Origin of the sequence: Pseudomonas sp. DR208, from assembly GCF_019823005.1 — a bacterium.
Classification (GTDB): Bacteria; Pseudomonadota; Gammaproteobacteria; order Pseudomonadales; family Pseudomonadaceae; genus Aquipseudomonas; species Aquipseudomonas extremorientalis.
Map to the genome: position 1 here is coordinate 2,995,473 of NZ_CP081944.1, position 18,857 is coordinate 3,014,329.

General features: G+C 60.5%; 19 protein-coding genes. 12 read left to right on the forward strand and 7 right to left on the reverse strand.

All coding sequences use genetic code 11. From position 1 onward, the window contains the following. Positions 1-12: 12 nt before the first annotated feature. A complete protein-coding gene (locus K5K89_RS13730) occupies positions 13-894 on the reverse strand; it encodes a LysR substrate-binding domain-containing protein (RefSeq protein ID WP_071491712.1) in 882 nt (293 codons plus the stop codon). A gap of 155 nt (positions 895-1,049) precedes the next feature. Between K5K89_RS13730 and K5K89_RS13735 the strand changes: the two genes are divergently transcribed. The 4 genes from K5K89_RS13735 to K5K89_RS13750 all read left to right on the forward strand — a co-directional run bounded on the left by K5K89_RS13735 (position 1,050) and on the right by K5K89_RS13750 (position 4,797). Further along, positions 1,050-2,072 (forward strand): zinc-dependent alcohol dehydrogenase family protein, encoded by a 1,023-nt coding sequence (locus K5K89_RS13735; RefSeq protein WP_222541617.1) that lies wholly within the window; start codon positions 1,050-1,052, stop codon positions 2,070-2,072. Between the two features lie 249 nt (positions 2,073-2,321). After that, positions 2,322-3,638 carry an OprD family outer membrane porin gene (locus K5K89_RS13740; protein WP_222541618.1) on the forward strand — a complete coding sequence of 439 codons (1,317 nt, stop codon included), beginning with the start codon at positions 2,322-2,324 and terminating at the stop codon, positions 3,636-3,638. Positions 3,639-3,791: 153 nt separating this feature from the next. Further along, on the forward strand, positions 3,792-4,439 hold the full coding sequence (pdxH, locus tag K5K89_RS13745) for a pyridoxamine 5'-phosphate oxidase (RefSeq protein ID WP_222541619.1): 648 nt from the start codon (positions 3,792-3,794) through the stop codon (positions 4,437-4,439). A 160-nt stretch (positions 4,440-4,599) separates the two neighbouring features. Beyond that, on the forward strand, positions 4,600-4,797 hold the full coding sequence (locus K5K89_RS13750; RefSeq protein ID WP_261401113.1) for a DUF3079 domain-containing protein: 198 nt from the start codon (positions 4,600-4,602) through the stop codon (positions 4,795-4,797). Between the two features lie 8 nt (positions 4,798-4,805). Here the strand turns inward: K5K89_RS13750 and K5K89_RS13755 are convergent, their stop codons facing one another. After that, complete coding sequence (locus K5K89_RS13755; RefSeq protein ID WP_092245471.1) at positions 4,806-5,282, reverse strand: hemerythrin domain-containing protein; 477 nt, start codon at positions 5,280-5,282, stop codon at positions 4,806-4,808. A gap of 266 nt (positions 5,283-5,548) precedes the next feature. Between K5K89_RS13755 and K5K89_RS13760 the strand changes: the two genes are divergently transcribed. Continuing rightward, positions 5,549-5,755, forward strand: a complete 207-nt coding sequence (locus K5K89_RS13760; RefSeq protein ID WP_071491707.1) for a PLDc N-terminal domain-containing protein — start codon at positions 5,549-5,551, stop codon at positions 5,753-5,755. Between the two features lie 61 nt (positions 5,756-5,816). On the opposite strand, the gene K5K89_RS13765 is transcribed toward K5K89_RS13760, so the two are convergent. Then, the gene (locus tag K5K89_RS13765) at positions 5,817-6,377 is read right to left on the reverse strand and encodes a type 1 glutamine amidotransferase domain-containing protein (protein WP_071491706.1); all 561 of its coding nucleotides are present in this window, start codon (positions 6,375-6,377) and stop codon (positions 5,817-5,819) included. A 194-nt stretch (positions 6,378-6,571) separates the two neighbouring features. On the opposite strand from K5K89_RS13765, the gene K5K89_RS13770 reads away from it, so the two are divergent. From K5K89_RS13770 to K5K89_RS13780, 3 genes are read left to right on the forward strand one after another with little or no spacing between them, the layout of a single operon-like run. Continuing rightward, positions 6,572-6,784, forward strand: coding sequence for a hypothetical protein (locus K5K89_RS13770; RefSeq protein ID WP_222541620.1), 213 nt, complete (start codon positions 6,572-6,574; stop codon positions 6,782-6,784). 2 nt (positions 6,785-6,786) lie between these two features. Beyond that, on the forward strand, positions 6,787-7,218 hold the full coding sequence (locus tag K5K89_RS13775; RefSeq protein ID WP_071491704.1) for a DNA methylase: 432 nt from the start codon (positions 6,787-6,789) through the stop codon (positions 7,216-7,218). Next, positions 7,215-7,952: a DUF72 domain-containing protein gene (locus tag K5K89_RS13780; protein WP_222541621.1), complete on the forward strand. Its 738-nt coding sequence runs from the start codon at positions 7,215-7,217 to the stop codon at positions 7,950-7,952. The genes K5K89_RS13775 and K5K89_RS13780 overlap by 4 nt, the downstream gene beginning before the upstream one ends. Here K5K89_RS13780 and K5K89_RS13785 read toward each other — a convergent pair. Next, positions 7,917-8,702: a DeoR/GlpR family DNA-binding transcription regulator gene (locus K5K89_RS13785; protein ID WP_071491702.1), complete on the reverse strand. Its 786-nt coding sequence runs from the start codon at positions 8,700-8,702 to the stop codon at positions 7,917-7,919. The genes K5K89_RS13780 and K5K89_RS13785 overlap by 36 nt on opposite strands. Positions 8,703-8,823: 121 nt before the next feature. Between K5K89_RS13785 and K5K89_RS13790 the strand changes: the two genes are divergently transcribed. Then, complete coding sequence (locus K5K89_RS13790; RefSeq protein WP_092245482.1) at positions 8,824-9,984, forward strand: alpha-hydroxy acid oxidase; 1,161 nt, start codon at positions 8,824-8,826, stop codon at positions 9,982-9,984. A gap of 192 nt (positions 9,985-10,176) precedes the next feature. Here the strand turns inward: K5K89_RS13790 and K5K89_RS13795 are convergent, their stop codons facing one another. Continuing rightward, complete coding sequence (locus K5K89_RS13795; RefSeq protein WP_071491700.1) at positions 10,177-11,103, reverse strand: alpha/beta hydrolase; 927 nt, start codon at positions 11,101-11,103, stop codon at positions 10,177-10,179. A gap of 245 nt (positions 11,104-11,348) precedes the next feature. Between K5K89_RS13795 and K5K89_RS13800 the strand changes: the two genes are divergently transcribed. Continuing rightward, entirely contained in the window at positions 11,349-11,936 is a 588-nt protein-coding gene (locus tag K5K89_RS13800; protein ID WP_071491699.1) for an NUDIX domain-containing protein, read from the forward strand. A gap of 215 nt (positions 11,937-12,151) precedes the next feature. Here the strand turns inward: K5K89_RS13800 and K5K89_RS13805 are convergent, their stop codons facing one another. Both K5K89_RS13805 and K5K89_RS13810 read right to left on the reverse strand, forming a co-directional pair. After that, the gene (locus tag K5K89_RS13805) at positions 12,152-12,550 is read right to left on the reverse strand and encodes a hypothetical protein (RefSeq protein WP_371322022.1); all 399 of its coding nucleotides are present in this window, start codon (positions 12,548-12,550) and stop codon (positions 12,152-12,154) included. A gap of 25 nt (positions 12,551-12,575) precedes the next feature. After that, a complete protein-coding gene (locus tag K5K89_RS13810; protein WP_222541622.1) occupies positions 12,576-17,417 on the reverse strand; it encodes an RHS repeat-associated core domain-containing protein in 4,842 nt (1,613 codons plus the stop codon). A gap of 201 nt (positions 17,418-17,618) precedes the next feature. Between K5K89_RS13810 and lexA the strand changes: the two genes are divergently transcribed. Both lexA and imuA read left to right on the forward strand, forming a co-directional pair. Then, positions 17,619-18,236 (forward strand): transcriptional repressor LexA, encoded by a 618-nt coding sequence (gene lexA / locus K5K89_RS13815; protein WP_071488029.1) that lies wholly within the window; start codon positions 17,619-17,621, stop codon positions 18,234-18,236. After that, complete coding sequence (gene imuA, locus K5K89_RS13820; protein WP_222541623.1) at positions 18,236-18,850, forward strand: translesion DNA synthesis-associated protein ImuA; 615 nt, start codon at positions 18,236-18,238, stop codon at positions 18,848-18,850. The genes lexA and imuA overlap by 1 nt, the downstream gene beginning before the upstream one ends. Positions 18,851-18,857 lie beyond the last annotated feature (7 nt).

Genomic DNA, 18,857 nt, shown 5'->3' on the forward strand with positions numbered 1-18,857 from the left:
GACAGTACTTGATCAGGGAAACAGGCGTTCTTTGAGAAAGTCGATAAACACCCGCAACTTGGGCGACGGGTGCCGGCTCGACGGCCACATCATGCGGAAGCTGCCATGCTCGGCGCAGTCAGGCAGCACCTGCAGCAATTGCCCGCTGTCGAGGGCCTCGCGAATGGCGAAGTCCGGCAGGTAGGCGATACCAATGCCGTGCAGTGCAAAACATACCCGGGCTTCGAGGTTGTTGCAGATCATCGCCGCCGGCAGGTGCTGGTCGAGTTCGATGCCCTGGGTGTGCAACGGCCAACGCTGCAACTTGCCGGTATTCGGGAAGCGGAACAGGATGCAACTGTGCTGGGCCAGGTCGCTGGAGCGCTGCGGTGTGCCGTGACGCTCGAGGTAGGCGGGGGCCGCCACGACGATCATCCGATAATCCCCCACCAGCCGTGAACTCAAGCGCGAGTCCGGCGCCTCGCCGCTGCGCAACACCGCGTCGTAGCCTTCCTCAACCACATCCACGCGGCGGTCGGTGAAGCTCAGGTCCAGCTCGACGTCGGGGTAGGCCTGCTTGAAGTCGGCCAGCACCGGCAAAAACGGATGGCCCACCAACGGCAGGCTGACCTTGAGGCGACCACGGGGCGCCTGGCTGACCTGGGACAACTCCGCCTCGGCTTCCTCGATTTCCCGCAGGATGCGCCGGCTGCGCTGCAAAAACAGCTCGCCCTCGGCAGTCAGCGTCACGCTGCGCGTACTGCGGTGGAACAGTCGCACACCCAGGCGCTCCTCCAGGCGTGCGACGCTCTTGCCGACCGCCGACGCCGTCACCCCCAACACCCGCCCGGCGGCGACAAAGCTGTGAGTGTGTGCGACTTGCACAAAGGCATTCAGGGTCGTGAGGTTGTCCATCTGATGCACCGATTGCCGACGGGAATTGCCCGATACCCTAGCGCAATTGCCAGCATTGCGGAATGAAAGCTCCGCAGAGCCAGGAGTCGCCCCCTACTTAATCCCGTGGAGCGAGGTTCTTATCCTTGCGCAAAACCCTCACGAGAGACCTGAACATGACCGACTTGATGCAACGCTGGGAAATCCCGACCTTTGGCCTGCATACCCTGCGCCTGGCCCGTGTGCCGCGACCGGTGGCCAAGGCCGGGGAGGTGCTGGTGCGCGTCGCGGCGGTGTCGCTCAACTACCGTGACGCCGAGGTAGCGGAAAACGGCATGGGCGCCAGCCTGCAATTCCCTTTCACCCCGGCGTCCGACATGGCGGGCACGGTGATGGCCGTGGGGGAAGGTGTGAGCCGGTTCAAGGTGGGCGATAAGGTGCTGTCGAGTTTCTTCGCCGGCTGGGTCGACGGCAGGCCGTTGTCCTGGGCCGACGCGCCACCGCAAGGCGGCCCGATCCCCGGCATGCTTGCCGAGTACGTGGCCACCCCTGCCGAATGGTGCGTGCTCGCGCCGCGCTCGTTGAACGCCACCCAGGCCAGCACTTTGCCGGTGGCGGCATTGACGGCCTGGATGGCGCTGATCGAACTCGGCCACTTGCACGCCGGCCAGACCGTGGTGGTGCAGGGCACCGGCGGCGTCTCGCTGTTTGCCGTGCAATTGGCGGCGGCCCATGGTGCCCGTGTGATCATCACCAGCAGCAGCGATGAAAAAATCGCCCGTGCCGTCGAACTGGGCGCCGCCCATGGCATCCACCGTGGCCGGGTGCCGGACTGGCACCACGCCGTGCTGGAACTGACCGGCGGACGCGGCGCCGAGCACGTGCTGGAAATGGCCGGTGGCGACAACCTGGCGCGCTCACTGCAAGCGGTGAGCAACGGTGGGCGTGTCTCAGTGATCGGCCTGCTGGAGAGCGACCAGTTGAGCGCGCCGCTGATGAGCCTGCTGGCCAAGCGCGCCGCCATCGTCGGTGTAGCGGTGGGGCCACGGCGTGCCCTTGAAGACCTGGTTCGCATGGTGGAGCGACACAGCCTCGAACCGGTGATCGACCACACCTACCGCTTTGCCGAAGCGCCCCGGGCCTTCGCCCATTTGCAGCGCGGCGCCTTCGGTAAAGTCGTGATCGAGGTCGGCCCGTGATCTACATCATCCTGGGGGTATTCGGGCTCGTACCACGGCCGTGCCTGCACTGCACCTCACTGCTGGACGCGCGCTCGCCGCTCGGTGGATTGTTACGCAAACTGAAAAAGTGAATCGTGCAGTTCGTGGCTTTTTCCCCAGGGATCAAGCCTATACCGTGCGCGCTCCCGTCGAGTGCCACTCTACAGGCCTGCGACAAGAACAGGCCGGGGCTGCGACGGATCGCCTCACTTACTGCTCGGAGCCTTCATGAACCACAAGACTTGCCTGGCGCTCGCCGTCTCCATCGGCGCTGCGCAGCAGGCGGCTGCGTCGGGTTTTATCGATGACAGCAAAGCCAGCCTCGACCTGCGCAACTTCTACTACAACCAGGACACCCGCAACGCCAAGGCCGCCTCGGACAAGGAATGGGGCCAGGCCTTTATGTTCAACTACCAGTCCGGTTTCACCGAAGGCACGGTCGGCCTGGGCCTGGACCTGCAAGAGTGGTACGGCCTGCGCCTGGACGCCTCCGGCCGGGCCGGCAAGTCCGGTGCCGATAACACCCCCGGCAGCGTCTTCCCGCTGGACGATGGCAAGGCCGCCCATGACTTCAGCAAGACCGGCGTCACCGGCAAACTGCGCATTGCCCAGACCCAACTCAAGGCCGGCAGCCTGACGCCCAGGCTGCCGGTGCTGACCACCGAAGACGGGCGCCTGTTGCCCCAGACTTTCCGCGGCTATCAGGTGGAGTCCAGGGACTTCAAGGACATCAACCTGATCGCGGGCAAGATCGAGCAGGTCGTGGACCGCAATTCCAGCAACGGCCAAGGCCTGTCGATTGCCGGCGCCAATGACCCGGTCAAGGGCAAGTCCAGTCACCAGTTCTACTACGGCGGCGTGGATTACACCGTCAGCAAGCAACTGCAGATGCAGTACTACTACGCCAGCCTGGAGAACTTCTACCAACAGCACTTCCTGGGCCTGGTGCACAACTGGCAACTGCCGGTGGGGCAGCTCAAGAGCGACCTGCGGTATTTCTATAGCACCGCCGACGGTAAGAACGGCAGTGCGTCGGGCCGGAGCGAAGGTTATGTCGGCTCGGGCTACTACGCGCCCGGCGTCAACACAGGCAAGGTCGACAACCGCTTGTGGAGCGCACTGTTCACCTATGGCTTGAGCGGGCATTCGCTGAGCCTGGGCTACCAGAAAACCACCGGGCAAAGTGACTTCCCGCACATCAACCAGGGGCAGGGCCGTTCGCTTTACCTGATCACCAACTCCCAGTCGCTCAAGTTTGTGAATGCCGGTGAACAGGCCATGGTGGGCAGTTATGCCTATGACTTTGCCAGCCTGGGCGTACCGGGGTTGCGCTCCAGTGTGACTTACATTCACGGCAGCCATATCCGCACCGCCGGCAGCGACAACAGCGAATGGGAGCGCGACCTGCGCCTGGACTACGTGATCCCCACCGGCGCCTTGAAAGGGCTGGGCTTTACCTGGCGCAGTGCGGTATTGCGCGGCAATGACACGGCGGACAAGGACGAGACGCGGCTGATTGTCAGCTACAGCATCCCGTTGCTGTAGCGGGTTTGACCGGCATCAAGGCGCGCAAGATCATCGTCAAGTCGTTGTGGTAAGCGGCATGCGGCGTCATGCCGCGGGCGATTGTTGATCGTGGTCAAGGGACAGCGGTGCGCCAGTTCCCACACTGTGGCGAACTTTCTGGAGGACCGCGCCATGCCCCTGTCCCTTGCGCAATTGCGCCGCAACTACACCCTCTACGGCCTTCGCGATGACTGCCCGCAGGCCGACCCGCTGGAGCTGTTCGGCCAGTGGCTGGACCAGGCCCGCAAGACCGAAGTGCCGCCCGCCGAGGCCAACAGCATGGCCCTGGCCACGGTGGACGGCCAGGGGCATGCCCACTGCCGCATCCTGCTGCTCAAGGGCTTCAGCACCGACGGGTTTTTCTTTTTTGGTAATTACCAGAGCGCCAAGGGCCATGAACTGGCGGACAACCCTCATGCCGCCATGACGTTCTTCTGGCCGGGCCTGGAGCGCCAGGTGCGTATCGAAGGCTCGGTGGTGAAGGCCGATGCCGAGCTGTCGGACGACTACTTCGATGCCCGCCCGGCCGCCAGCCAGTTGGGCAGCTGGGCCTCGCCCCAGAGCCAGCCCCTGGCCCATCGCAGCGAGTTGGAAGGGCGCCTGCGCGAGGTCACCGAGCGTTTTGCCGGGCGCCAGCCGCCCCGGCCCGAGCACTGGGGCGGCTACTGCCTGCAACCCCGGCGCATCGAGTTCTGGCAAGGCCGGCCAGACCGCTTGCACGACCGCCTCGACTACCGCCTGCATGACGCAGGGTGGCAGCGCACGCGCCTGGCCCCCTGATGGCATACCTGCTTCGAGGAATAGGCCCTGCGCCCGATGCGGCGCAGGCTGGACGCATCTTTTCAACGCCTGGAGCCTGGATCATGGCCCATCTGACCCAACGCAGTTTCGTTTCCTTGAACATCGCGGTGCTGACCATCAGCGACACCACCCTGATCGCATCTGCTGGGGGTGTGACCGCTATTGCGGCGACTCTGACCTGGCCTGGGGCAACGGTGCCGACCGCACCATGCACCCGGCCGAAATGCTCGGTGATGACTGGTACGGACAGGGCGATTGGGGATTGGCGCCCGAACCTTCGCCAGCACCCGGAGCACCCGGCACCGAAGCCCCGGTACCACCCGTGAGGCCTCGGTGAAACATGCTTCAGGCTGCCAGGGTCTTGGTCGCCTGCTGCTTTTTATGCGCTGTTTTCATCGCTTCCATCTCGGCGCCCAGTTCTTCAAGTTGTGCTTTCCCGAGTAATTTTCTCGCTTGGGGAAACATCTCGCTTTCCTCCTCTTCGATATGGTGCTCCAACAGCTCCTTGACCACTTTGACGCGGCCGGAAAACTCTGTTGTCGAAGGTTCGGTCTGCTTCAGGTCGGGCAGTACCAGGGCGTCGACGGTACGGTGCTCTTCCTTGGCCTCGTGGTACATGATGTCTTGTTCCTTGCCTCCGGCTTTTCTGAACGCCGGGTACAGGATTTCTTCTTCCAGCTTGGTGTGCAGGCTGATTTCCGCTTCCAGCTTGGCCAGCAGTTCAGTGCGTTTCTTGACCCCGCGTTCGGTGGATTCACTCAGTTGAGTCAACAGGGCTTTGACGCGTTCGTGGTCGGCTTTGAGCAGGTCAATCGCATTCATGGGTGACACCTCACGGGAAACTCAGGGCGTGTCGAAATGCACGCCTCGTCCAGTGCAGGAGTGCATCAGGTGTACCAACCTGAGCTTTTTGAAATACCTCTACAAATTCAATGGCCTACAGCGAGTGCGTGACGGTGCCGTTCGTGCAGGTTGCATGGTTGGCCCTGTGGCGCATTGCATTCCACCACGGCGCAAGGTTCGCGCAAATTTAAATGAACCCTCACGGCCGATGCTTGACCTAACGCATACGACCTAGGAGGTGAAGCATGGAAATTCAATATATCTGGATTGGGCTGGCGGTGATTCTGTTGCTGCTGGAGTTGTGGGCGATCAATATCGTTTTGCGCAGCACGGGGGGCTGGGAGTCCAAAGGATTATGGCTGGTGGTGCTGATTTTTGTGCCGCTGTTGGGGCTGATCGCCTGGGCAATGTTCGGCCCGAAACGGGAGATGCCGGAGCATCGTAAAAGCTGAGGCATCAGCCCATAAAAAACAGGCGCCTCGACGGCGCCTGTTTTCGTTCAGCGCTCGGGCATCAGCTTGCCACAGCCCTTGCAATTGCCTCATTGAATGCCGGCAGATCGTCCGGCGTACGCGAAGTAATCAGGGTCCAGCCGTTGGCCTTGCATTCCTTGACCTCGGCATCGACCCAGCCAGCGGCACCGGCGTTTTCCAGGTCAATACGCACGCTCTTGTAGGAGGTCAGGGTCTTGCCCTTGATCACGCCTGCGTCAATCAGTGCCCAGGGTCCGTGACAAATCGCCGCTACGGTTTTACCCGCCTGCACGAATTCGTTGATCAGCTTCAGTGCGGCTGCATCCTGGCGAAGCGTGTCCGCATTGACGGTGCCGCCGGGAATGACCAGTGCATCGAAATCAGCACCGGAGAGCTCGGACAGTTTTGCAGCGGATTCCACCGTCTGGTCTTTCTCGGTGTCGCCGACGAAGGTCTGTGTGGTGCCGCCCTTGCTGGAGGCGTGGGTCACCGTCGCGCCATGCCCGCGCAGTGCTTCCAGCGGTTTGAGCAGTTCATCGCGCTCAATGCCGGTATTGGAGGTGATAACCAGAATATTCTTGCCGTTTAGGTGTGAACTCATGATCGAGTGTCTCCAGTTGGGGAATGGGATTCTGAGAGAGTTGATCCAGCGCGGGCGACAAAGGTTTAAATTAATTTGCGCTTATTTTCCGGGCGGTTGGCGCGGGCAATTTCCTTGAACTATCCACCTCGGCAGGCCTCTGCTGCTTAAGCGCCCGTCATTTTCACGGGCCTTCAATTGACTGGAGACTCACCATGAATGCCGATAAAACCCCAGCGCCCATCAGCTCTGAAGAAGCCCAGCGGGGCACCGAAAAGGCTGACAAGGGCCAGCCTCTGGAACGCCCGAATCCCAAGACCGAAACCGTCGATAAAGTAGTGACGCCCACCGAGATCAAAGACATCGAGCGTCAGACCGATGCCATCAATGAACAGGCCGCCAAGGCCGAGCGCAAACTGGGCCACTGAACATGGCCCGCGCCATCAGCGCGTCGGAGTTGGGCATTGAACTCAAGCCCGGCGATGACCACAGTCTGTTCAAGTGGTTTATCGCCAGCTTCCTGATGGGCAAGCGTATCCAGGCACCGATTGCCGCGCAGGCCTATAAGGTGATTGTCGAGGAAGAAGGCCGTGACACTGCGCGCAAGCTGCAGCACTGCACATCGCGTGAATTGGTGGCCATGCTGGGACGCGCGCATTACGTGCGCTATGACGAAACCACCGCGCAACGCTTGCTCGACCTCAGCGCCAGGTTGAACGCCGAATACGCCGGCAAGATCACCCATATGCGCAGTGTCAGCGAAAGCCGTGAGGCCTTCGAAAAACGTCTCGGGGAATTCGACGGGGTGGGCCCTAAGACCATCGAGATTTTCATGCGCGATGCTGCCAAGGTGCTGTTTTGACTGCAGGTCCCTATGTGGGCTGTGCTGGCTGGAGTTTGCCGCGTGAATACTGGCCGAGGTTTACTGGTGAAGGCACGCATTTGCAGCGCTACGCTTCGCGCTTCAATGCGGTGGAAATCAACAGCTCCTTCTATCGTCCGCACCTGGCGAAGACGTATGCACGCTGGGCGGATTCGGTGCCCTCAGGCTTCCGTTTCTCGGTCAAAGTGCCTAAGCGCCTCACTCATGAGCTGCGCCTGCAAGGCTGTGAGGCTGCACTGAATGAGTTTCTTGGGCAATGCCTGCAATTGGGCGAAAAGCTGGGTTGCCTGTTGGTGCAATTACCGCCTTCGTTGCATTACGAACCGCTCGTTGCCAGCGCATTCTTCACGGCGTTGCGCCGACGTTTCACGGGCCACGTAGTGCTTGAGCCACGTCATGGGAGTTGGCTTGCGGCTGAGGAGCTGTTGCGCCACCTGCAGGTCGGGCGAGTGGCGGCCGACCCGCCGCTTATTGCGTCGGGAGACACACCGGCCGGTTGGCAGGGCGTGCGTTATTGGCGCCTGCACGGGACGCCGCGCATTTATCACAGCGTCTATGGACCTGAACGGGTCCAGGCCTATGCCCGTTTGGTCAGCGCGTCCATGGAGGATGGCGTGCCCACCTGGTGCATCTTCGACAACACGGCCAGCGGCCTGGCAACCTCCGATGCGCTGTGCCTACTCGACCTCTACCCGCAGCACTTCCACACCTAGCTGTTCATACGCTTGCACATTCGGCACGTGCCATTCGGTAATCAACGTGTGTATGCGGCTGCACGGTGCCACCACAAACGGCTCCACGGCGCCGATCTTGTCGGCCATGGTCACCGCCACCACATGGGACGCACTGTCGAGCAAGGCTTGCTTGACCGCGACCTCGTCAAAATGCAGCGAACTGATACCGACTTGCGGATGCAGTGCGCACACGCCGGTAAACAGCAGGTCGGCCTTGATGCTCTGGATCAACCGCACGGTTTCATGGCCGCCGGTGGACAGCGTCGCCGGGTTGAGTTGGCCGCCGGTGAGGATCACTTTTACATCGGGATGGTCGGCCAGGGCGATGGCGATCATCGGCGAGGTGGTGACCACCGTCAGGCGGATCGAGTGCGGCAAGGACTGGGCGATCTGCAGGGTGGTGGAGCCGGAATCGAACAGCACGATCTGGCCATCCTCGACCCGTTCGGCGGCCAGGCGGGCGAGGTGGCGCTTGGCGTCGTTGGTTTCGCCCACTCGGGTGAAAAAATCCTTGCCGGTGTCTTTGGGGCGGGGCAGGGCGCCGCCGTGCACGCGTTGCAGCAGGCCGGCAGCGGCGAGCTCGCCCAGGTCGCGGCGGATAGTGTCCTGGGACACGGCGAAGTGCTCCACCAGCTCCGAGGCGGTGACTTTGCCGTCGCGTTCCAGCAGCAACAAAATCTTCTGTTTGCGCAAAGAAGGCAGGTCGATGGCTTGATGTGTGTTGTGCATGGTTTTGCGTCTTTTTGCGGGTTTGTGCGAGATTAGTCGTCTCATTCCGTAAACGCAATGGCTGGTTGTGCGGGCGATGGGCGGTTACTCTCAGCATTCAGTCCAGGGAGAGGTGACCTAGATGTCGTTGATCACAACCATCGAAGATTTACGCAAGCTCGCGCAAAAACGTGTGCCACGGATGTTCTACGACTATGCCGATTCCGGCTCCTGGACTGAGAGCACCTACCGCGCCAACGAAAGCGACTTTGCCCGCATCAAGTTCCGCCAGCGGGTGGCGCGCAATATCGACGAGCGCTCGATCCGCGCCAGCATGATCGGCCAGGACATGGCCATGCCCGTCGCGCTGGCGCCGACCGGTTTGGCCGGCATGCAGCATGCCGATGGCGAGATTCTCACCGCCCGCGCTGCCGCTGCCTTTGGGCTGCGCTACACCTTGTCGACCATGAGCATCTGTTCGCTGGAAGACATCGCCGAGCACGTCGGCCAGCCGTTCTGGTTCCAGTTGTACGTGATGCGCGACCGCGCCTTTATCGAGCAATTGATCGAGCGCGCCAAGGCCGCCGGCGTGGATGCATTGGTGCTGACCCTCGACTTGCAGATCCTCGGGCAACGCCACAAAGACTTGATCAATGGCCTGTCCGCGCCGCCCAAACTGACCCTGCCGAATATCCTCGACATGGCCACCAAGCCACGTTGGGTGATGGGCATGCTTGGCACTAAACGGCGCGGCTTCGGCAATATCGTCGGGCATGTGAAAGGCGTGGCCGACATGAGTTCGCTGTCGTCCTGGACCGCCCAGCAGTTCGACCCGCGCCTGAGTTGGGACGATGTGGAGTGGATCAAGCAGTGCTGGGGCGGCAAGTTGATCATCAAGGGCATTCTTGATGTAGAGGATGCACGCCTGGCCGCAAATGCCGGTGCCGATGCGCTGGTGGTGAGCAACCACGGAGGACGGCAATTGGATGGCGCGCCGTCGAGCATCAGCCAGTTGCCGGCGATTGTGGCGGCGGTGGGGGAGCGCATCGAGGTGTGGCTCGACGGCGGCATTCGCTCCGGCCAGGACGTGCTCAAGGCGGTGGCGTTGGGTGCCAAAGGTACGATGATCGGTCGGCCGCATTTGTATGGCCTGGGGGCGATGGGCGAGGCGGGTGTGACCAAGGCGCTCGAGATCATTGCCCGCGAGTTGGACGTGACGATGGCGCTGTGTGGGTATAACGATATACGCGATGTGAATCGCGAAATTTTGTTGCCGGGGACATTCCCGGAAAACGTTTACTGAGCAAAAAAAGCGTAAAAAAATAAAAAGAGTTGTCCACGAAAACCGTGGGTATCTCTGTGGATAACTTTGCGAAGCCCCGGCAGGGTTGGCGATTTAAGCCAAGATCAATATTTGATCAACTTCGGATTCGGCCCAGCATGGCCTGGGTTTGCGCTTGACAGGCAAGCACGAACCCAGTGCCGAAAAACATTTTTACGAGTCGCCGTTGCGGCCTGTGGAGTGGGTGACAACCTGCGTCGGCATCTTCGCTTGCATCAGTTTGTCCAGCGCCTGGCCATAACTGCGACCGGCCAGGCTCATGCTGTTGTTGTGGCTGGCACCGGGCACCAGTAACAGCCGCTTGGGCTCCCGGGCGGCTTCAAACAACTGCTGGCTGAAACGCGGTGGTACATAGCGGTCGTCAAGGCCATGCACCACCAGCAGCGGCATATGGATGTCGGCGATTTTGTCGATGGAATCGAACTTCTGCGACAGCAACCAACGCACCGGCAGTGAGGTATTCGCCACGGCGGTGGCTACATCCGCCAGCGACGTAAAGGTGGATTCGATGACGAGGCCACGTACCGGCAACGGTGTCTGTTTGCCTAATTCGGCAGCCAGGTCGATGGCTACCGCGCCGCCCAGCGAGTGCCCGTAGATCAGGCGTTTCTGCGGGTCGGGTTGCAGCACCTGGAAGCGTTCCCAGGCGATGCGTGCGTCTTCGTACACGGTAGTTTCCGACGGCAGCTCGCCGTGGCTCTGGCCGAAGCCGCGATAGTCGATGGCCAGCACCGAATAACCCAGGGCGTGCAGTTGCTCGATGCGAAACAGCTGCCCGGTGAGGTTCCAGCGCACGCCGTGCAGGTAGAGGATCGAGGGAGCATCTTTCTTGTCCGCCGGGTACCACCAGCCATGGATGTTTTGCCCCGATTTGAAGCTGGCCGGCTTGAGTTCGAACTCCTGCACCGCCTTGGGCAAGCCGCTGTACCAACTGGCGGTGCCTGGCTCGATGCGAAACACCAGTTCGCGTTCCTTGTGTTGCAGCACGGCGCAGCCCACCGGCAGGCCGACGATCAGCAGCGCCATGCACAGCAGGGGAAACCAGCGCAGGCTCAGGCGCGAGAAAAAACGTGAGGACATGAAGGTTCCAGGTAAAAGGTCAAGCAGGGGTTTTACCAGATGGCTTGCCCAGGCAGGTATTAATTCGACGGCCGCCCACGGGTGTTTCTTACAAAGTGTTACTGCATTGAACAAGACGTGCAGAGATTGTTAGGGTGGGTGATCGTCACCGGCGACGCATGTGGGTTACATCCTGCGCGCCAGCAATGATCCATTTGCCTGGGATCGCATGAAACAAACACTCGCCCTTTCTTGAGAGTACGACCATGGACACCAGCCCCGTTCGCATCACCGCCGAAGAGACCCTTTCGAAGAACTGGTACCTGCTGAAAAAGTACAGCTTCGACCTGCGCCGCCGCGACGGCAGCTGGCAAACCCAGACCCGCGAGGTGTACGACCGCGGCAATGGCGCGACCATCCTGTTGTACAACCGCGCCCAGCGCACGGTGTTGCTGATTCGCCAGTTCCGCATGCCGACGTTCGTCAACGACTACCATGGTTACCTGATCGAGGCGGCGGCCGGGCTGCTGGATAACGCCAGCCCCGAAGAGCGCATTCGCCTGGAGGCCGAGGAAGAGACCGGCTATCGCGTCGGCCATGTGGAGAAAATCTACGCAGCGTTCATGAGCCCGGGCTCGGTGACCGAGCGAATTCACTTTTTCATGGGGGAGTATCAGCCGGGTGATCGGGTTGGGACTGGCGGTGGCTTGGAAGAGGAGGGCGAAGATATCGAAGTGCTGGAGCTGGGCTTTGAGGAGGCTTTGGCAAGGGTGCAAAACGGCGAGATTGTGGATGGCAAGACCATCATGTTGTTGCAGCATTTGGAGTTGCGGATGCTTAAAGAGGGTTGGTGAACTCCCTTTGTTTGGGTGATCCCGCTTGTTGTGGTTCGCAGCCTTCATGTGGTGAGCAGGCTTGCCCTGCGTTGGGCTGCGCAGCAGCCCCAAAACAGACAATGCGGGGTTACCTGAAAACACCCATCGCCTGGACTGGGCCGCTTCGCGGCCCAACGCAGGGCAAGCCTGCTCGCCACAGAGGGGCGGTGTTGCCTTGGAGGGCGGTGTTTGGGTTACCAGGTTGACTGGTCTTCGAGGCTGGCTTTTTGGAGGTCATCTCGCCAAACCTCATTGGCTAGTCGATAGATGTCGGCGAAAAAGCCCCGCGGATCGGCGATTTCTGTTTCGTCCCAGGCCATCGTTATGTATTCGTCGTAGTCGCTTTTGAATTCTTTTGAGAAGTCAAAGTCGTGGTTGTCCAGTGCATCCCTGAGAGCTGACATCAATACGAAACGATGTCTGTATGATAGGTACATAAGGTCTTTGAGGATAAAAGAAACTATGATCTCTTCCCTGTCTTTCTGATTGTTAGGATCATGTTTCCGTAGTTCTTTTCCAGCTGTTTCCTCAAGATCGTATATGGATAAGGCTCCTAGTATATGAGATATATTAGGGCTGTATGGAGTGTTCATAAATGGGCATTTCAGCATCGTCTGTTCACTTCGGGAATGCGGTGAATGGTCGAGTTGGATTGTTTCTATCAAATCTGACTTCCACTCTATCCATGTTCTCAATGTATCTAGGGTTGTTTACGTCCCTGGGGTTAGGTTTGTAGCCTCGTCCGGCTCCAGGTAGCTCGACCACAACCACGGGGTTGCCGCTTCTATCAAAAGCTGTGGGAGATGGCGAATTGTCCTGCATCCTGCCCAAAGCCTTATTTATAGCGTGGAGCTGCATTCTCCAGGATTTAAATTGGGAGCTGGAGTTGACCGCTCCTCTCTCCCCAGTCGTAGGATGTGTTCCATCAATAGATCGTTGCTTTAACGCGCTGTCTGGTATCTCTGGACCATGCTTTTCAACCGTATGCATATCGTACTCCTGCTCCCAGCCCAGCACTTTCCGTTTTGCATTGGCCTCTGCCAGTTTATCTATTCTCGCCTGTCGGTCAGTCCGTGTGAGTTGAGGAAGAGTGGGTGTGCCTTCATCAACGCTAGGCATCGGAATGGCAGGAGGAGCATTAGGTTTGCATCTGTCACCCGGACACGTGCTTAAGCCTAACGGATCAACCCACCCCGTAGGACTAGGTACGTACTGGTACGCATTGATCCCACCCGCCAGCTTTACCGGATCCGGCGTCAAGTACCGACCAACATCCGGATTGTAGTAGCGATTGCGGTTGTAGTGCAGTCCGCTTTCCCGATCGAAATACTGACCCTGGAAGCGCAGCGGGTTGTCGACTTTTCCGATGTCGAGGCGGGTGATTTCCCCGTAGGCGCGGTAATGCGCGGACCAGACGATTTCGCCGTCTTGGGCAGTGAGTTCCTGCGGGGTGCCGAGGTGGTCTAGTTGGTAGTGGTAGGCCTGGGTGTCCTTCGGGCCGAAGCCTTCCAGCAAGGCCAGCGGACGGAAGCTGTCCGGTTCATAGAGATAGCTGCGATGCCGATCCGCATGGTGTTCGGCAATCAGTTTGTCGCCTTGCCAGAAAAACTCGGTAGTAATCCCATCTATGGTTTTGCTGATACGCCGCCCAAACGGGTCGTAGCGGTAGCTGGCGGTCTGGCCGTTGGGTTTTTTAATACCGATCAGGCGGTGCTGGCAGTCGTAGCGGTATTCGGTGACGAGTTGATGGCCCTTGCCGCGTCGTTCGCGGATGAGGTTGCCGAAGGCGTCGTAGTCGTAATGGTGGTCGCCCTGGATCATCAGGCGGTTGCCGGCGACGATGTCGGGGCCGGGGCGGTTTTGCATGAGCAGGTTGCCGGCGGGGTCGTGGCCGAAGCGTTCTTGCTCGCCTTGGGTGTGGTCGGCGCGGGTGAGGCGGTTGAGTGGGTCGTAGTGGTAGCGGTGTTCACCTTTGCGAGTGTCGAGCAGGCGGGTGAGGTTGCCGGATTTGTCGTAGTCGTAATGACGGCGGTATAGCGGGCCTTCGGCGTCGTTGATGCTCTGGTTGAACAGGCGGCCTTGGTGGTCGTGTTGGTAGTGGCTGAGCAGTTGGCCTTGTTGGCGTTGCTGTTCGCGACCAGCCTTGAACAGGTGTGAGGTAAGAACAGCGCCGTTCAGTTCGACGGTGGCGAGGTGGCCGCCTTTGTCGTGATTGAAGGTGAGGCGGTTGTTGTCCGGCAGGCGCAGGTTTTGCAGGTGACCACAGGCGTCGTAGCCGTAGCGCAGGGTGCCCCAGCCTTGGTGTTCGGCGGTGAGGCGGTTTTGGCTGTCGTACTCGTAGGCCAGGGACCAGTGGCCGTCTTCGACGCTGAGGAGATTGCCCTGGCGGTCGTAGGTGTAATCGACGGTATTGCCATCGGGCAGGGTTTTTCTGACCAGGCGTCCGGCGTAATCGCGCTCGTAGCGGGTAACCAGCTGACTGCCGTCATCGCCGTGTTCGGTCTTTTCCTGAAGGTTGCCGTTGAGGTCGTACACGTACGCCGTGCGCTTACCATCAAACCCGGTTTCCTGCTGAATCAGGCCGTTGCTGTGGTACTGGAGCCGGTAGGTCTCGCCAACCTCGTTTTCGATCTCGGTCAGCAGTAACCGCGCGTTGTCGTAGCGGTACTTGACCTGGGTGCCATCGGCATTGATGCGGCGGCTGATCAGGTGCAGGCCGTCGGCGTATTCGTAGCGTGTGACGTGCCCCTGTTCGTCGCGTTCGGCGGTGATTTTTCCGTAGGGGTTGTAGCTGTATTCCCTGAATTCGCCGCCTGGCAGCGAAACGCGAATCAACCGACCCACGCTGTCCCACTGATACTGGGTCAGCGCGCCATGCTCATCCTCCCGCGCAATCTGTCGCCCACGGTCGTCATAGCGATAACGCTTGATCCCACCATTGGGCAACTGCTCCTCAAGCAACTGCCCACGCTCGTTCCACACCAGCCGCTGACAGCTGTGATCCGGGAACCAAACCCCAATCAGCTGCCCATATTTGTTGTAGGTGTAATCGGTAACGTGACCGTCAGGATCGATCTTGCGAATGACATCGCCCTGGTCATTGCGCTCATACTTCCAAACCGCCTGACCCCGCCTTACAACGCGTACGAAGCCGTTGTCATGCTCGTAGGTCGTCGGCTCATCGTCCCCCGGAAACACCGCCACCAAGCGCCCGGCTTCGTCGTACTGATACGCCGTGATCGCCCCGAGCGGGTCCTGCTCAACCGTCAGCCGGCCTCTGTCATCGTAGGATTTAAAGTGCTCGGCCCCGTCAGGATCAACCCGCTGCACCAGCCGCGCCCGCTGGTCATGCCCGTAGACTTCCTGGCTGCCATCGGCGTTAAACACCGTGACCTGGCCGTTGTCATCCCAGGCATAACGCGTGTCCATCTGCGAGAAACTGGCCCAATGCCGGACACACCGCGCCGCCTTGCCAGACCGTTGCCACTCCCAGAAGAAACTCGCCCCACCGGCCAAACCGCGCTCAAGGATGACGTGCTGTTCGTCGTAGCGATAAACCTCGCTTTCACCGACCGCGTTGGTCGCTGAAACCAGTCGTCCCAAGCCGTCATAGGCGTAGGAAACAACCGTCTGCTCCGTCACCCACACAAACGGACCGTCATCCACAACGCGATGAATCTGGTAATCCACCGCCACGATTCGGCCCGACGCATAGCGCAACCACAACGAGCGCCCGACGCCGTTATCCACCCGCTCAACACGCCCCAGAAAGTCCCGGGTAATGCGCAGCCGGTTGTCATACGCGTCGCTGATCGCTGTCAGCACACCGTCGCGGAAGTGGTAGAAACGTGATGCCTGGGCCAGCACCAGTTCATCAGGCGACGAACCCAGATAGATTGCGGCTTCGGCCAGGCTGTTGGTGATTGCGGGGCGAGAAGTCGACGGCAAGGGCAGGGTGGTGGAGCGGTTTTCATGATCCGTCCACACCACCGCATCACCCACAACCACCAGCCGATGCGCCAGCGCGTGACTCCAACCAAACCCCAGCCCGACATCCACTTCTACGGCACTGGTGCGATACAACCGCGTCCACTCAAACGGCAAGATCCCGTCCAGCGTCCCATCGGTGAGGGTCAGGAGTTCCTCGCCGGTGACCATCGACACCGGGCAGCCGTTGGTGGCGGTCTTGTCCGAAGATGCCGCCGCATCCCCATTCGGGTTGCGAGCAGAAACCGGCACATCATCCACGGTCTCCTGCCGCACCAACGCGGTTCGCTGGGACTTGTTGCGTACCACCGGTACCGCGTTGGCAACCACCTGATCCCCGGCCTTCAACGGCGCATCCGGAATCGTCTTGATCGTCGTCGCCTGGCTACTGAGCAATATCGGCTTGGCCACCTGCGTGTGATCATCCGCACGAAATTTCCCGAACTGCCCAGCCATGTGCTCAAGCCATTTGCGCGCACGTTGAGACTTGATGCTGCCCAGTACCTTGGTACTGATGCGTACCGCCATCCCCATACCTGCCGTGGCAAGGCACAGCAGCAAATTGATCAATACTTCAGCGCTGATTTCCCCCAGCAGCTCATTCATATAAGGCGGCGGCAACATCCGCATCCAACTGACCATTGCCGACAGATAAATGAACAGCAACGGCTCATCACTCAGCACCAGCAAGCCCTTTGCGATGCTTTCGGTGCCGAGCTTCAACAGCTTTTCGAATTCTTCGTGGCTCAGGTAATGCAGCAGCTTTTCGGCATGCTTCAGTGGGGCCAGAAACCACTGAAGCACCTGCGTGATGTTGTCCCAGAGTGAATACAACGCCCCACTAAACCCGCGTGCGTAGGCTTCGTGCAGCGAGAGGTAGCGCTTGAGAAAATTGGCTTCGGAATAACCCTTCCACAAGGCGGCGAAGGTGGTGGCCCATTCACGGCGCAGCCAGCCTTCCAGCGGTTCGATAACCGACTGATAAGAGGCGTACAGCGCCTTGAAGTGCACCTTGGAAACGTTGGGATAGAAACTGACCCGATACTGCTGGTTACGATCACATTCCTTGATTTCGAGAATGCCGCTGGGTCCGATGGTTTTATGGAGGGGCTCCCCGAGCGGGCCACCTTTCGGATCAATGCGCTGCACCATCACGGGCGTATCGCCAATCGGCACAAATCGAGAACTCTGGAACATATGCACCAGGGTCAGCGTGCCGTCTGCCTGGCAGGTTGCGGTGGTGGTGCTGGGAAACAGGGAGCGGTTGATCGGCGCGACCAGTGCCACTTCATCTCCAACCTTGAAGACCTGCTCGATATCCAGCGCCGAAAAGCTGAAAAAGCTCTCCGCCCAGGCGTCGTAGTGATTGAGGCAGCGCTTGAAGTCGCGGATAACGGATTCGACGTCTCGCGTCTTTGAATCCAGGATGGCCAGTACCAAATAGCCAATGGTTTGGCTGGTCACTTCGATCATGAAACAGCCCCATCAACCGGAGCCCAAACCCATAACGCCATCTGCAATCCCTCGCACTGTGTAGTCAGGCGAGGGACTTTGCGGATGTTTGCAGGGGAGGGGAGTAGAGCTTATCCGGCGGTTATGTGGGACGGTTCGACAACGCTCGTCCGCTATCACGCGACTAGCGGCTATTGTCAGAAATTTCCCACAAGAGTACAAATGTACTCCATGACGACTCTAACCCCCCGCCGTACCGCCATCCTGACCTTTATCCGCGACCGCATCGCGCAACAAGGCCAGCCTCCCAGCCTCGCCGAGATCGCCGAGGCGTTCGGTTTTGCCTCGCGCAGCGTGGCGCGCAAGCATGTGCTGGCGCTGACCGAAGCCGGGTTTATCGAAGTCAACCCCAACCAGGCGCGTGGCATTCGTTTGCTCAACCAGCCGGCGCGCCCGGAATGGCTGGATGTGCCGGTGCTCGGTCGCGTGGCCGCAGGTTTGCCCATCGGCGCCGATGCCGAAGTGCACAGCCGTCTGCAACTGGACCCGTCGACCTTCGCGAAAACCCCGGACTACCTGTTGCGGGTGCAGGGCGATTCGATGATCGAGGACGGCATTCTCGACGGTGATCTGGTCGGCGTACGCCGCAGTGCCGAGGCCTTGAACGGGCAGATCGTGGTGGCGCGCCTGGACGGCGAAGTGACCATCAAGCGTTTCGAGCGCAGTGGCGACCACGTGCGTCTGCTGCCGCGCAACCCCGCGTATCAACCCATCGTGGTGGGGCCCGACCAGGACCTGGCCATCGAAGGGGTGTTCTGCGGTTTGGTGAGGCAAGGCTGATGGGCGCCGTGGTTGCGCTGGACACGCTGTTCAATGGCGGGCGTGTCTGGAAGGGCCGGCCCGCCGCGCCGCCGTCCAGTGTGCATCCCACCGGGCTGGCGGCCCTGGACGCGGTGCTGCCCACGGGCGGCTGGCCGGAGGCGGCCTTGAGTGAAATCCTCATGGCCAAGGAAGGTGTGGGCGAATTGCAACTGGTGCTGCCGACCCTGGCGCGCTTGTCGAAGGCAGGGGAGCGCATTGTGTTGGTGGCGCCTCCGTATACACCGTACCCCCATGCCTGGCAGAACGCCGGGGTGGACCTGCGCCTGCTCTCGGTGATCCAGACCGAGGAACGCGATGCCCTGTGGGCGGTGGAGCAATGCCTGCGTTCCGGCAGTTGCGGGGCGGTGCTGTGCTGGCCGCGCAAGGCCGATGACCGGGCGCTGCGGCGCCTGCAAGTGGCGGCGGAAACCGGGCAGACCCTGGCGTTTGCCTGGCGCGCCTTGAGTGAGTCGGTCAACTCATCGCCCGCGGCGTTACGCCTGGCCGTGGAGGCCAAGCCCGCGCAGGTAAGGGTGCTCAAGTGCCGGGGCGGGCTGGCCCATCCGACGCCGATTGCCCTGGCGGGGCACTGAGGTTGTC

What these genes read in the sequence shown, in the direction of transcription:
- K5K89_RS13810 (WP_222541622.1), bottom strand. Translation starts at nt 17,417, where the DNA reads ATGATCGAAGTGACCAGCCAAACCATTGGCTATTTGGTACTGGCCATC.
- K5K89_RS13800 (WP_071491699.1), top strand. Translation starts at nt 11,349, where the DNA reads ATGGACACCAGCCCCGTTCGCATCACCGCCGAAGAGACCCTTTCGAAG.
- K5K89_RS13755 (WP_092245471.1), bottom strand. Translation starts at nt 5,282, where the DNA reads ATGAATGCGATTGACCTGCTCAAAGCCGACCACGAACGCGTCAAAGCC.
- K5K89_RS13805 (WP_371322022.1), bottom strand. Translation starts at nt 12,550, where the DNA reads ATGAACACTCCATACAGCCCTAATATATCTCATATACTAGGAGCCTTA.
- pdxH (WP_222541619.1), top strand. Translation starts at nt 3,792, where the DNA reads ATGCCCCTGTCCCTTGCGCAATTGCGCCGCAACTACACCCTCTACGGC.
- K5K89_RS13795 (WP_071491700.1), bottom strand. Translation starts at nt 11,103, where the DNA reads ATGTCCTCACGTTTTTTCTCGCGCCTGAGCCTGCGCTGGTTTCCCCTG.
- lexA (WP_071488029.1), top strand. Translation starts at nt 17,619, where the DNA reads ATGTACTCCATGACGACTCTAACCCCCCGCCGTACCGCCATCCTGACC.
- K5K89_RS13730 (WP_071491712.1), bottom strand. Translation starts at nt 894, where the DNA reads ATGGACAACCTCACGACCCTGAATGCCTTTGTGCAAGTCGCACACACT.
- K5K89_RS13765 (WP_071491706.1), bottom strand. Translation starts at nt 6,377, where the DNA reads ATGAGTTCACACCTAAACGGCAAGAATATTCTGGTTATCACCTCCAAT.
- K5K89_RS13785 (WP_071491702.1), bottom strand. Translation starts at nt 8,702, where the DNA reads ATGCACAACACACATCAAGCCATCGACCTGCCTTCTTTGCGCAAACAG.
- K5K89_RS13740 (WP_222541618.1), top strand. Translation starts at nt 2,322, where the DNA reads ATGAACCACAAGACTTGCCTGGCGCTCGCCGTCTCCATCGGCGCTGCG.
- K5K89_RS13760 (WP_071491707.1), top strand. Translation starts at nt 5,549, where the DNA reads ATGGAAATTCAATATATCTGGATTGGGCTGGCGGTGATTCTGTTGCTG.
- K5K89_RS13790 (WP_092245482.1), top strand. Translation starts at nt 8,824, where the DNA reads ATGTCGTTGATCACAACCATCGAAGATTTACGCAAGCTCGCGCAAAAA.
- imuA (WP_222541623.1), top strand. Translation starts at nt 18,236, where the DNA reads ATGGGCGCCGTGGTTGCGCTGGACACGCTGTTCAATGGCGGGCGTGTC.
- K5K89_RS13775 (WP_071491704.1), top strand. Translation starts at nt 6,787, where the DNA reads ATGGCCCGCGCCATCAGCGCGTCGGAGTTGGGCATTGAACTCAAGCCC.
- K5K89_RS13735 (WP_222541617.1), top strand. Translation starts at nt 1,050, where the DNA reads ATGACCGACTTGATGCAACGCTGGGAAATCCCGACCTTTGGCCTGCAT.
- K5K89_RS13770 (WP_222541620.1), top strand. Translation starts at nt 6,572, where the DNA reads ATGAATGCCGATAAAACCCCAGCGCCCATCAGCTCTGAAGAAGCCCAG.